The sequence below is a fragment of the Rhodospirillaceae bacterium genome (assembly GCA_040219235.1).
Taxonomy (GTDB): domain Bacteria; phylum Pseudomonadota; class Alphaproteobacteria; order Rhodospirillales; family Rhodospirillaceae; genus WLXB01.
Genome location: JAVJSV010000007.1, coordinates 161,283 through 174,435 on the forward strand (window position 1 = coordinate 161,283; position 13,153 = coordinate 174,435).

Genomic DNA, 13,153 nt, shown 5'->3' on the forward strand with positions numbered 1-13,153 from the left:
CCCATTTCTTTTGGGACGGCTTAATCGCCACATTTCTTTTTTGAGCTGCTTAACAGCCCTATGATTTAAGATTTCAGCCGTGCATGGATGAACAATGACGCAAACACTGCCTCAAAAACGGCCCAAAACACTGCCACAGAGCATTGAAGATACCGAAGCCCTGCTGGCTGGTGCGGGCTACGTGCCTGACCGGGCGTTGTCGACCGCTCTGTTTCTTGCGCTAAAACTTGGACGTCCGCTTTTTTTGGAAGGTGAGGCCGGGGTTGGTAAAACAGAAATTGCGAAGGTGCTGTCGTCGGCGCTGGGGCGGGACCTCATTCGCTTGCAATGCTACGAGGGGTTAGACGTTGGTTCGGCGGTGTATGAATGGAACTACCCGCGCCAAATGATGGCCATCCGATTGGCGGAATCCGATCGCGATGGGGCAGCGGGGCGGTCGTCTGAAATCGCGGAAGATATTTATGGTCCTGATTATCTGATCGAGCGGCCGTTGTTGTCGGCCTTGAGGACACGAAACGCGGGTCCGCCGGTGCTTCTGATTGATGAACTGGATCGGACAGATGAACCTTTTGAGGCGTATCTTTTAGAAATTCTCTCTGACTTTCAGGTCACCATTCCTGAGGTTGGAACGGTGAAGGCAGAGTCTCCGCCGATTGTTATTATAACATCAAACCGCACGCGCGAAATTCACGACGCTCTCAAGCGCCGGTGTTTGTATCATTGGGTTGGCTATCCGGATGCCGCGCGCGAATACACCATTCTGAGAAACAAGGTGCCGGAGGCGGCGGACAGTCTCAGCCGTCAGGTGGTGGCCGCCGTGCAAGAGTTACGCAATGGAGACTTGTTTAAGCCACCGGGTATTGCCGAGAGCATTGATTGGATACGCGCGCTGATTGCGTTGAACCGCAGCGATTTAGACCGCGACAGTATTGCGGACACGCTGGGTGTGGTGCTGAAGTATCAAGACGATATCGCACGCGTGCAAGACGATAAGGCTGAGCGGGTTCTTGCCGCAGCCCGTGCTGTTTGATGTTTAAGACGAAGAAGCAGTGTCATGAACGATCACCCGTCCGCCGGTAAGCTTGATCGTCATGTGGTGCAGTTCGCCCGGTTGTTGCGGGCGGCGGGTTTGCCCATTGGTCCTGGTAAAGTGCTGCTGGCGGTTGAGGCATTGTCCGCAATAGACCTGAGACGCCGCGACGATGTCTATTGGGCTTTACACGCGGTCTGTGTTGAACGGCACAGTCAGACAGAATTATTTGAATTGGCCTTTGATCGCTTTTGGGTCGTCAGACCGCAGGTAGATGATGGGGGCAGCAATACCTTTGACGATGTTGTCGATCGCGCACCTCAGACCAAGCAAGACGCGTTGCCGAGACGGCTAGCCGATGCGCTGGTTGATCAGGACTTGGCCAATAAAGTCAACGAAGACGCGGCACCTAAAGAGGGCGATGACAGCCAGTCTTGGTCTGCAATGGAACGTCTTCAGTCAAAAGATTTTGAGTCCATGTCGGCAGACGAGTTAGCGCAAGCGCGCAATGCTATGACACAGTTTACGTTGCCGCTGCCGGACCTGCCAAGCCGAAGGTTTAAGCCTCATACCTCTGGCCGCCGGATTGATATGCGGGCAACGCTGCGTGGCACTATCCGTGCAGGTGGCTCTATTGATCTGAAGCGCAAAAAGCGCGTGCGCCGCCATCCGCCGTTGGTGGTGCTCTGTGATGTGTCCGGTTCTATGGAAGCCTATGCCCGCATGTTGCTGCACTTTCTGCACAGCGTGACCAACGATCAGGAGCGCGTGCATACTTTTGTCTTCGGGACGCGATTGACGAACATTACCCACCATTTAAAACACGCGGATCCTGATGTCGCCTTGGCCCGCATTGGGGCCACGGTGACGGATTGGTCTGGCGGCACCCGGATTGGGGAAACTCTGGCGTCTTTTAACAAACACTGGTCGCGACGCGTTCTCGGGCAGGGTGCTGTTGTGTTGCTGATTACGGATGGTTTGGACCGGGATGGCGGTATCGGGTTGTCTGAAGAAATGAACCGCTTACAAAAGTCCTGTCGGCGGTTGTTATGGTTAAACCCGTTGTTGCGATTTGAAGCCTTTGAACCCAAGTCTGCCGGTGTCAAAGCGATGCTGCCCTATGTGGACGAGTTCAGGTCTGGGCATAATCTGGAGAGTCTGTCGTCTTTGGCGGAGGTTTTGTCAGAGATGAAAGCGCCGCAGCGCGGTCACAATAACGCGTCGTTGCGCGATCACAAAAACGCGTCGTTGCGCGATCACAAAAACGCGCCGTTGCGCGACTACAAAAACGCGCCGTTGCGCGACCAACAACGCAATCATCAAAGCGACGGGAGTGTTGCAGGCCATGCTTGATCTCGATTTAGACCCGCTGTCAAAAATTGCCGAATGGCAGGAGGCAGGCAAGGCGACGGCTTTGGCCACGGTGATTCAAACCTGGGGGTCTTCGCCACGGCCTGTGGGCAGTCATTTGGCCATCAACGAGGATGGCGATTTTGTTGGATCTGTCTCTGGAGGCTGTATCGAGGGGGCGGTGATTGAGGCCGCGCTTGAGACCATTGAGAGCGGCAGTGCGAAACGTCTTGAATATGGCGTCACCAACGACATGGCGTGGGAAGTTGGGCTGGCTTGCGGTGGCACGGTTCATGTGTATGTGGAGCGGGTGGTGTGAAAACCGGTATTTTCAAAGCGCTCCGACAGTCGCTCGCCGGCAAAGTGCCCTGCGCCACAGTGACAGACACAGAGACGGGCCAGCAGTGCCTATATGTTGGGTCTGAGTGTATTGGTGATCTCGTTGTGCCGGACATCGCTTTGGCAACGGTTTCGCAGATGATTCAAACAGACAGTTCGGGTGTTCTTGAAAACACGTCTTTGTTTGTGCGGGTCTATGGCCCTCCGTTTAGAATGATCATTGTGGGGGCGGTGCATATTGCGCAGGCGCTTGCGCCGATGGCGCAATCGGCGGGCTATGAGGTCACGATTATTGATCCCCGCGAGGCGTTTGCAAGTGCTGAGCGTCTGGCAGATATCGCCGTGCTGTCCGATTGGCCCGATGAAGGAATGGTGAAGTTGAAGCCAGATATCCGCACGGCTGTTGTGACCTTGACCCACGACCCTAAACTGGATGATCCCGCCTTGGAACAAGCGTTGAAGTCGGATGCGTTTTATATCGGCTCTCTCGGTAGTCGGCGCACCCATGGCAAACGCCTGGAGCGGTTGCGCGAGAGTGGATTTACGGACGCAGACCTGAGCCGCATTCATGGCCCCGCCGGGTTGGACATCAAAGCCAAATCGCCGGCGGAAATTGCCGTCTCCATTTTGGCCCAGGTGGTTGCGACACGTCGCCAGGCTCAGGTTTAGGGGCGGCGCGTGAAATTTTCTGAACTCAATGTTGCTGAGGCTGACGGCGCGATCCTTGCCCACACCACTAAGACCGAGACTTTTACAATCAAGAAAGGCACGCGCTTAACAGCTGAAGACTGTGAGCGCCTGCTGAAAGCCGGGCGGCAAACGATCGTCGTGGCGATGTTAAGCGATACGGATGTGCATGAAGATGTCGCGGCCAAGACGATTGCCGAGGGGCTTTTAGGGCGTGACGTTGCGAACACTGCTGCCTTTACCGGGCGTTGTAACATCACCGCTGCAGCGGACGGTATCGTGCAGTTGAATACGGACCTCATAAACGCGATTAACGCCATCGATGAGTCGGTTACGATCGCGACGTTACCGAATTATACCCGCGCTGAGGCCGGGCAGATTGTTGCGACCGTCAAGATTATTCCCTTTGCCGTTACGCGCGATGTATTGGACGCTGTTAAGGCAGTGATGAAGACGGCAACGATGAAGACGGCAACGATGAAGGCGGCGGGTGAGGTCATTTCTATTGCACCGTTCAAGCCGCTGGCCGTCACGTTGATCAACACGCTTTTGCCCTCGCTGAAGGAATCGGTTGTTGCAAAGACAACCGATCTGACGTCGCGCCGGATTCAATCAGTCGGGGGTCACGTTCAGCACATCCTTTCCTGTGACCATGCCACAATGGATGTAAAGGACACGCTAAAAACAGCGTTGGCGAGCGCCCCTGATCTGCTGGTGATCGTTGGCGCATCAGTGACGGTTGACCGGGCAGATGTTGTGCCGTCGGCTATTGTAAAAAGTGGCGGCGAGATTGTGCATTTTGGCATGCCCGTTGATCCGGGCAATCTTGTTTTGCTCGGCCAGCAGGGTGCGACGCGAATTCTTGTTCTGCCGGGGTGCGCGCGGTCACCAAAATTAAATGGCATCGACTGGATTTTTGAACGATTGGCGGCGCGGTTGCCGGTGAACCGTGCTGAGATCATGTCTCTTGGTGTCGGCGGGTTGTTGGTGGACAGCCCGGCGCGTCCGCTGCCGCGCGCAGAAGCGGTGCGCGGTGAAGCACCTGAAGACATAAGACGAAATGTTGCCGCTGTTGTGCTGGCCGCGGGGCAATCCCGTCGCATGGGCAGCGTCAATAAGTTGTTAGAGCCAGTCGATGGAGAAGCACTCATACACAGAACGGTGTCGTCAATCGTGAACTCTGCTGCGCAGTCTGTCATTGTGGTGACAGGACATGAAGCAGATCGTGTCAAAGCCGCGTTGTCTGGTTTAGACGTGACGTTTGCATCCAATCCAGACTATGCGGACGGACTCTCGACCTCGTTGAAAGTTGGTTTGTCTCAGGTGCCGCCTCAGTGTGATGGTGCCGTGATTTGCTTGGGCGACATGCCCAACCTTTCCGCGTCTCACATCGACGCTCTGATTGCGGCGTACAGGCCAGACGCGGGGCAGGCCATTGTTGTGCCCGTTCATAAGGGCAAGCGCGGGAACCCGGTGCTGTGGGATAAGCGGTTTTTTGAGGGCATATCTGAGGTTTCTGGTGATGTTGGCGCGCGCCATCTGATTGGAACCTATGCGGAGCTTGTCACTGAAGTCGATTTTGGGGACACTGCTGTTCTGACGGATTTGGATACGCCTGAACAGTGGTCGAAGTTTCGCGAGACCCACCCATCCTAGGGCTGTTCATCCGTTTACCACTGGGCCAGCTTATGTTGGGCCTGCAGAAGTGAGGGGGTTTCACGATGCTGGATTCCGGGGATGATGCCGCGGGCAAACTGAACACAGACGTTATTATTATCGGCGCTGGACCGGTTGGTCTGTTCGCCGTTTTTGAACTCGGGTTGCTCGGTCTCAAAAGTGTTGTCATCGATATTTTGGATCGCCCTGGCGGTCAATGCGCTGAGCTGTATCCGGAAAAACCGATTCTTGATATTCCAAGCCGCCTCCACATTACGGGGCAAGATTTGACGGACGATCTGTTGAAGCAGATTGAGCCCTTTGAGCCCGCCATGTACTTCAACCAAATGGCCGACAGCTTAACCAAGCTGGACACTGGGCATTGGCGCATGACCACAGATATGGGGTTGGACATAGAGGCCCCTGTTGTTTGTATTGCTGGCGGTGGCGGGAGCTTTACCCCTAAGAAGCCGAAGATTGAGGGGATCGCGCCGTTTGAAAACAAATCTCTGTTTTACGCTGTGCGGAAGATGGAGCAGTTCAAAGGTAAAAACCTTCTGATTGCCGGGGGCGGTGACTCTGCCCTGGATTGGGTGCTGGCGCTCAGTGATGAGGTTGAAAGTCTGCATTTGGTTCACCGTCGCGCAGACTTCAGGGCTGTGCAGGATACGGTTGATAAGATGCGTGCACTTGAGGCGGCAGGGAAGGTCATAGTGCATGTGGCTGATGTTCAAAGCCTGAATGGCACCGAAGGTCAGATTGAGTCGATTACGCTGACCGGCAAAGAGACGGGCGAAAACTATGATGTTTCGTGCGACACCATGCTCGCGTTCTATGGTTTGACCATGAAGCTCGGCCCGATCGCCGACTGGGGCATCAACATGGCGGCCAACCGTATTGCCGTCGATACCGAGAAATTTGAAACATCCGAGCCGGGTATTTTCTGTATCGGCGATATGTGTAGCTACCCAGGCAAGCTCAAATTGATTTTGTCCGGCTTCCATGAGGCGGCGTTGATGGCGCATGGAAGTTTCCACTATGCCCGGCCAGATCAGAAACTTAAATTTGAGCACACCACCTCAAGCTCAAACCTGCAGGAAAAGTTAGGCCGTTGATTAAAATTAGTGTGACGCTTCCCGATGGCGCAGAGCAGACTGTTTCAGCGAAACCCGGCGACAGCGTTATGGCCGCCTTGCGGGAACATGGCGTGCCGATTCGCGCCGAATGCGGCGGGGCGATGGCCTGTGCCACTTGTCATGTCCGCGTCGATGAGGCTTGGATTCAGAGAACCGGGGTAGCGGGGGATGAAGAAGCAGACTTGCTAGATGATTCGGATTATTCGGATCAAACGTCGCGGCTGAGTTGCCAGATTAATTGCACCAGCGCACTTGATGGCTTAAAGGTCGCGCTGCAATTAGACGCCTTAGAAGACTAAACCGCAAAGAGACTTAGAATGACCTCCCTCCAAGACGAGGTGGCGCGGCGCCGGACGTTTGCGATTATCTCGCATCCCGATGCTGGCAAGACCACCTTGACCGAAAAATTACTGCTGTTCGGCGGTGCCATTCAACTGGCCGGGGCCGTTAAAGCGAAGGGGGAACGCCGTCGCGCCCGTTCGGACTGGATGAAGGTGGAAAAAGAACGCGGTATCTCGGTGGCGTCCTCGGTGATGACCTTCGACTACGATGGCAAAACATTCAACCTGCTTGATACACCGGGCCACGAAGACTTTAGCGAAGACACCTACCGCACGCTGACGGCGGTTGATTCCGCCGTGATGGTGATGGACTCCGCCAAAGGCATTGAAGCGCAGACGCTCAAGCTGTTTGAAGTGTGCCGTCTAAGAGACATGCCGATTGTCACCTTTATCAACAAAATGGACCGGGACGGCCAAGACCCGTTTGATCTGCTTGACGAGATTGAGCAGCGATTGGCCCTGGATGTGACGCCCGCAAGTTGGCCGATTGGCTCGGGGCGGCATTTTCTGGGGTGTTATGATCTGCTCAATGATCGTCTGGTACTTGTGTCACGGTCCAAAGCTGAGCGCCCAGACACCGGGACAGTGTGCACGGGTTTAAATGACCCTAAGCTCGATGAATTGTTGCCGGCAGATGCGGTGGCGAAGTTGCGCGAAGATGTTGAAATGGTGCGTGGTCTCTGTCCGCCGTTCGACAGGAACGCTTATTTGGAAGGAACGTTGACTCCGGTCTGGTTTGGCAGCGCGGTCAACAACTTTGGCGTTCAAGAGCTGTTAGAAGGCTTAGCCAAACAGGCTCCTGCGCCACGCCCGCAACCAACTGTGGACCGGCTTGTGGACCCTCAGGAAACCAAGGTCGCGGGTTTCGTGTTCAAGATTCAGGCCAATATGGATCCGAAACATAGAGATCGGATTGCCTTTTTTAGATTGAGCTCCGGGCACTTTAAAAAGGGGCAGAAGCTGCTTCATGTGCGGTCTGGGAAAGTCTTAAGCATACATAATCCGCTTTTGTTTTTGGCCCAGGACCGAGAAACGGCAGAAGAAGCCTGGCCCGGTGACATCATCGGTATTCCAAACCATGGGAATTTGCGCATCGGCGACGCTCTGACTGAAGGTGAGAAACTTCATTTCACGGGGATTCCGAGTTTCGCGCCAGAGCTGTTGCAAACCGCACGGCCGGTTGACCCCATGAAGGCCAAGCATTTGGGGCGCGCGCTGCAACAACTCGCTGAGGAGGGGGCCGCCAGCGTGTTCCGCCCGCGCATTGGCTCGGACTGGATTGTTGGTGTGGTCGGCGGTTTGCAGTTTGAGGTGATGGCGGACCGTATTCGCACAGAATATGACGTGCCGGTCCACTTTGAAGGCACCTCGTTGTACACAGCCAGGTGGATACAAGGCGAAGACCCAGCCCTGGTGAAAAAGTTTATTGACCAGAATGAAGCGAGCGTCGGCGAAGATCACGATGGTGCGCCGGTTTTCCTCGCGCGCAATGCCTGGCACATGGGAAAGACCGAAGAAGACTGGCCTGATATTTCATTTCAAAAAACAAAAGAGCAACTTCATTAATTTATCTGAGCTGAACGAGGAGCATTGTTATGCAGATTGAGCGCGTCGACACGAATGAGATCATGAGCCAGGCGGTTGTCCATGGCGATACGGTTTATCTGGCCGGGCAGGTGTCATCGACATCGAAGGATGTGGCAGGCCAAACCCAAGAGGTTCTGGCCAAGATTGATCGTTTGTTGGAGCGCGCTGGAACACAGAAGACGCGCGTTTTGTCTGCAACAATCTATCTTGCAGACATTTCGACCTTCGGCGAAATGAACGAGGTCTGGAAGAAATGGGTGACGGCAGGGGCAACGCCGGCACGGGCGACCTTGGAAGCCAAACTCGTGACGCCAGACTACTTGGTTGAGATTGCTGTGGTTGCCGCTCTTTAAGGTCAAATCTTAACGAATTGTGATCTATGCTAAGAGTGAGCGTTGTTTTGTCGACATAATCGTTTTCTCTAAATTAGGGCCACTTTTTAAGTGCATGACTCACACTTTTTATCGGATGCCATTATTCTTCTGACAGCTGGTGTGGCGGTTGTTGCCCTCTTTCAATACCTGAGGTTGGGCGCCGTTCTTGGCTATTTGGTGGCCGGCTGCCTCATTGGCCCGTATGCGCTGGGTCTGATTACAGAAACGGGAACCATCACGCTGCTCGGTGAGTACGGCGTCGTGTTCCTGTTGTTCGTGATTGGTTTGGAACTCCCACTTGATCGTATTCGGGTCATGCGGGGGCCAATATTCGGCCTTGGCTTGTTTCAAATTTTGGTCACGGCCTGCTGTATCTCATTGGTTGCGATTGCCCTTGGCGTTTCCAGCGTCACAGCGCTGCTGATAGGGGCCGCCCTCTCGCTGTCATCGACGGCCATCATACTGACGCTGCTCTCCGATCAGGGACGGTTGCCGACACGGTTTGGTCGCAGTGTGTTTGGGGTCTTGCTGATGCAGGATCTTGCGGTTGGTCCGCTGCTTGCGGTTGTTGTTGCAATCGGTGCAACAGGTGCAACCCTCGGAGCAGCTGAAGTCAATCTCGGTGAAAGCCTTGGACTGGCTTTGATTAAAATGGTCGCTGCCATTGTGGTGATCCTGGGATTGGGGCGGTGGCTTTTGGAAGGGCTGTACAAACGTATCAGCAGTCTCAGGAATTCCGACGTCTTTGCGGGGTTTACGTTGCTTGTCTTGTTGAGCGCGGCAGCCCTAACCGAATTGAGCGGCTTGTCTTTGGCTTTTGGTGCTTTGCTGGCGGGGATGTTGCTGGCGGACACGCCCTACCGTCACCAGGTTGCGGCAGAGATCCAGCCCTTTCGCGGTCTTCTGCTTGGTCTCTTCTTCATGGGCGTTGGTATGGGCGTCGATCTTGACCTGGTTGTGGACCGGAGCGGTGAGATTGCTCTGATTGTGACCGGTTTGATGGCACTAAAAGCAACCGTGATGTTTGCCGTGGCGCGGTTGTCCGGCCTCACGTCGCTTGAGTCTGCTGAAGCGGGGATTTACTTGTCTCAAGGCGGCGAGTTCGCCTTCGTGCTTTTTGCAGCGGGGCTGGCCTCTGGCTTGATCGACAGTTCTCTGGCCCAGGTTTTGGCTGTAGCTGTGGCCTTAACAATGCTGGTTACACCCCTTGCCGTGCGGCTCACAGCAAAAGCGATCTCGCGTTGGGAGCTTGCCAAAGCTATACCTATAGATTCTGTCGAGGGTGATTTAACTGAACTGAATAATCATATTGTTATCATTGGTGTCGGGCGTGTGGGGCGAGAGGTTGCCTCTCAACTCCGCGATGCTGGTCGCCCGTACGCGTGTCTTGATCTTGATCCTCATGCTATTGCTGTTGCGCGCCAGCAAAACATTGATGTGTTCTTCGGCGATGCCACACGGCCCGAAGTGCTGTATGCCGTCGGTCTGAACCGCGCGAAAGGGCTTGTTATTGCCATTGATGATCCGCGCAAGGCGGTGCAGATGATGAATCTGATCAAATACATTTTACCGGATTTGCGCGTGTACGCCCGCGCCAGAGATGCGGAACATGCCCTGACGCTTGAAACCGCCGGGGCAGCCTCAACTGTGCCTGAACTTATTCCTACAGCACAGCAGTTGGCCAATTTAGCTCTGGAAAAATAAATAAAAACATGAAGTTAGCAGTGTGGTCATGACAGCACTTTACGCTGATGCGGGCACCGGACTAACCTGAGTGCATGGCACAGAAACCTAAGCTCAACATTAAGTCACTGCTTCAAAAACTGAAGGAGCGGGAAGCCACGTTATTGCAGACGAGTGCCTCTACCAGTCTGGACCGCAAACCGGTGGAGCTGGATCAGGCAATGCAGGGCCGACTGTCGCGTATGGATGCCCTGCAACAAAGAGAAATGGCGCTGGCCACGCAAAGACGACGTGAGGTGGAGTTGTTGCGCATAAGGGCCGCCCTCAAGCGTATTAAGAGCGATGACTATGGTTATTGCGTCAGTTGCGATGAGGATATCGCCGCTGGCCGGCTGGAGTCAGATCCTGCTGAACCGATGTGCGTTGAATGTGCGACCGACGCGAAGCGTTGAAAACAACAGGCGACGCGAAGCGTCAGAGCTCAGCGTCGAGGCGTCATGCAGCGACTTTTAGATAATGAACGCTAAACAGGTTATTGGCGTCGGTCCACGTACGGTCTGGCGCAAACCCGGTTTCACGTCCGATTTGATGAAACTCATCAATATCGTATTTGTGTGAGTTCTCAGTATGAATGGATTCGTCTTTAGCGAATTCGAAGCTGTGATCATGTACTGAGACAGTTTGGTCTTTGAGGCTGACCAGATGCATCTCGACGCGGCCTTCACGTTCGACATAGCGGGCATCATGGGCAAACGCCTCCAGGTCAAACGTTCCATTGAGTTCTCTGTTGATGCGCGTCAGAAGGTTCAAGTTGAATGCAGCGGTAACGCCCTGCTGATCATTATAGGCTGCATGCAAAACGTCGGGGTCCTTCTTAAGATCAACACCGATTACGAGGCCACCGCCGGTCCCAAGCATGCTGGCCGCCATAGACAAGAATTGCTTCGCGTCATCACGGGAAAAATTACCAATTGTTGAGCCGGGGAAAAAACCAGCGCGTTCGCCGTTCGCAACGACCTGTGGTAGCTCAAAGGTTTGTGTGAAATCGGCACATACCGGCAGGACGTGCAGGTCTGGGTAATCATTGGCGATGGCATTCGCCGCGCCAAGAAGGTGATCTCGGGAAATGTCTACGGGCACATAGCTTGCCAGTTTTTCCGCTGCATCCAGAAGTATACGTATTTTAACGCTGGAGCCTGAGCCAAACTCGATCAGGTGTTGTCCCTCAATTAAATCCGCAATTTCCTCGGCTTGATCAGACAACACTCCTAATTCTGTACGGGTTGGATAGTATTCTTCAAGGGTGCAGATTTGATCAAAGAGGGCTGATCCGTGGGCATCATAAAAATACTTTGGCTCCAGTTTTTTTTGGTCTTTTGACAGGCCATTCAGAACGTCTTTGAGGAACGCTTCATCAATTTGTTGAGTTTCAGAATCTAACATTAGGCGTCCTCTGCCAATCGAACACCTGCGAACATCCATCGCTGATGCGGGTAAAAAAAGTTTCTATACGTGCTACGTATGTGGCCTTCCGGCGTGACGCAACTGCCGCCGCGCAAGACCATCTGATTAGACATGAACTTACCGTTGTATTCCCCGACGGCTCCCTTGGCGGCTTTAAAGCCGGGGTAGGGGGTGTAAGGTGAGCTGGTGTGCTCCCACACGTCACCATACAGTTGGCTTAGGGTGCTGCTGGCGGGGGCGGGCAATGGGCGGAGGGCATGACGCGATAAGAAGTTGCCGTCTATGTCCTGCGCGCGTGCGGCGATTTCCCATTCAGACTCTGTGGGCAGACGTTTACCGGACCACGACGCAAATGCGTCGGCCTCATAGAAACTAACATGGCAGACAGGCGCATTGGGGCTCACCGGTTGCCGTCCTCTTAAGCCAAACGCGGACCAACTTTGGTGGTCTTCCTTGCGCCAATACAGCGGTGCAGACCAGCCTTGGTTTTGGACGATGGCCCATGCGTCTGCCAGCCATAAATCAGCTTGTTTGTAACCGCCGTCTTCTATGAATGCGATCCATTCGGCGTTCGTCACCAAACGATTGGCCAGCCTATAGGGGCGCAAGGCGACGTCATGCCGGGGGCCTTCATTATCGAAGAAGAAGCTTTGTTCTGCGTTTTGGTCGATTCCGACCTGTTGAATACCACCGTCAAAATCGATCCACTCAATGTTTGATGTCGAAGCTGAGAGAAGTGGCGTGGTGCCGGTATAGGCGGGCTCTAAAGGGTTGCAAGAGAAGGCATGAAGGATGTCCATCAGAAGCAATTCTTGATGCTGCTGCTCATGGTTAAGACCAAGAATAATCAACGGGGCGACCGCAGACCAGGTTTCGTTTGAGCAGTCTGCAATCAGTTTTGCGACCGCGGCATCAACATGCGCGCGGTAATCACCCACCTCGGCTGCGCTGGGCCGCGTGAGCAATCCACGGTGAGGGCGGGGGTGTCGTGCACCGACGGCTTCGTAGTAAGAGTTAAACAGGTAGTTGAAAGAGGCCTGAAACGGCTCATACCCAATTTCGTGTGGGCTCAGGACAAAGGTTTCGAAGAACCAAGACGTATGCGCCCGATGCCATTTGGCTGGGCTGGCGTCCTCCATCGACTGAATGGTTTGGTCTTCCGGGGACAAAGGTGCCGCCAAAGTCTCCGTCTGGAATCTTGTTTGTGCAAACCAATGGGAAAGAATGTCTCTGGAGTCTGGGGTGGCGACGTCGGTGTCTGGCATGACGCCATCGGCGATGGAATTGAGCGACACGGTGCTCCCCGATTCTCGTAACTTTCAAAATATTAGGACTAATCTTAAAGTACGACGGCGAAAAACAAAACCGCTTGTGATGATTGTTCGGTTACATATCTGCCTTGATAATCTGTAATAAGTCCATAAGTAACTGATTATATTGAATAAACTTAATATAATACGTGTCATTTTGAATATAAGGTAAGTCTAATATAACTTTACAACGCCA

The 13,153-nt window shown here is 54.0% G+C and carries 13 protein-coding genes; 11 read left to right on the forward strand and 2 right to left on the reverse strand.

The window, feature by feature from the left end:
- Window positions 1-94 precede the first annotated feature (94 nt).
- From RIC29_02940 to RIC29_02990, 11 genes are all read left to right on the forward strand, one after another.
- Complete coding sequence (locus tag RIC29_02940) at window positions 95-1,030, forward strand: MoxR family ATPase (protein MEQ8733852.1); 936 nt, start codon at window positions 95-97, stop codon at window positions 1,028-1,030.
- A gap of 24 nt (window positions 1,031-1,054) precedes the next feature.
- Window positions 1,055-2,383 (forward strand): VWA domain-containing protein, encoded by a 1,329-nt coding sequence (locus RIC29_02945; GenBank protein ID MEQ8733853.1) that lies wholly within the window; start codon window positions 1,055-1,057, stop codon window positions 2,381-2,383.
- Window positions 2,376-2,699: an XdhC family protein gene (locus RIC29_02950; GenBank protein ID MEQ8733854.1), complete on the forward strand. Its 324-nt coding sequence runs from the start codon at window positions 2,376-2,378 to the stop codon at window positions 2,697-2,699. The genes RIC29_02945 and RIC29_02950 overlap by 8 nt, the downstream gene beginning before the upstream one ends.
- Window positions 2,696-3,388 (forward strand): XdhC family protein, encoded by a 693-nt coding sequence (locus RIC29_02955; GenBank protein MEQ8733855.1) that lies wholly within the window; start codon window positions 2,696-2,698, stop codon window positions 3,386-3,388. The genes RIC29_02950 and RIC29_02955 overlap by 4 nt, the downstream gene beginning before the upstream one ends.
- 9 nt (window positions 3,389-3,397) lie before the next feature.
- A complete protein-coding gene (locus RIC29_02960) occupies window positions 3,398-5,062 on the forward strand; it encodes a molybdopterin-binding/glycosyltransferase family 2 protein (protein MEQ8733856.1) in 1,665 nt (554 codons plus the stop codon).
- Between the two features lie 65 nt (window positions 5,063-5,127).
- The gene (locus RIC29_02965) at window positions 5,128-6,177 is read left to right on the forward strand and encodes an NAD(P)/FAD-dependent oxidoreductase (GenBank protein MEQ8733857.1); all 1,050 of its coding nucleotides are present in this window, start codon (window positions 5,128-5,130) and stop codon (window positions 6,175-6,177) included.
- Window positions 6,174-6,497, forward strand: coding sequence for a 2Fe-2S iron-sulfur cluster-binding protein (locus tag RIC29_02970; protein MEQ8733858.1), 324 nt, complete (start codon window positions 6,174-6,176; stop codon window positions 6,495-6,497). The genes RIC29_02965 and RIC29_02970 overlap by 4 nt, the downstream gene beginning before the upstream one ends.
- Before the next feature lie 18 nt (window positions 6,498-6,515).
- Complete coding sequence (locus RIC29_02975; GenBank protein MEQ8733859.1) at window positions 6,516-8,105, forward strand: peptide chain release factor 3; 1,590 nt, start codon at window positions 6,516-6,518, stop codon at window positions 8,103-8,105.
- A 29-nt stretch (window positions 8,106-8,134) separates the two neighbouring features.
- Entirely contained in the window at window positions 8,135-8,479 is a 345-nt protein-coding gene (locus RIC29_02980) for a RidA family protein (GenBank protein ID MEQ8733860.1), read from the forward strand.
- 90 nt (window positions 8,480-8,569) lie between these two features.
- A complete protein-coding gene (locus tag RIC29_02985) occupies window positions 8,570-10,204 on the forward strand; it encodes a cation:proton antiporter (protein ID MEQ8733861.1) in 1,635 nt (544 codons plus the stop codon).
- A gap of 74 nt (window positions 10,205-10,278) precedes the next feature.
- Complete coding sequence (locus RIC29_02990; protein MEQ8733862.1) at window positions 10,279-10,635, forward strand: TraR/DksA C4-type zinc finger protein; 357 nt, start codon at window positions 10,279-10,281, stop codon at window positions 10,633-10,635.
- Window positions 10,636-10,678: 43 nt separating this feature from the next.
- Here RIC29_02990 and egtD read toward each other — a convergent pair whose 3' ends face one another.
- Window positions 10,679-11,626: an L-histidine N(alpha)-methyltransferase gene (egtD, locus tag RIC29_02995; protein ID MEQ8733863.1), complete on the reverse strand. Its 948-nt coding sequence runs from the start codon at window positions 11,624-11,626 to the stop codon at window positions 10,679-10,681.
- The gene (egtB, locus tag RIC29_03000) at window positions 11,626-12,942 is read right to left on the reverse strand and encodes an ergothioneine biosynthesis protein EgtB (GenBank protein MEQ8733864.1); all 1,317 of its coding nucleotides are present in this window, start codon (window positions 12,940-12,942) and stop codon (window positions 11,626-11,628) included. Before egtB ends, egtD begins: the two co-directional genes overlap by 1 nt.
- Between the last annotated feature and the right edge of the window lie 211 nt (window positions 12,943-13,153).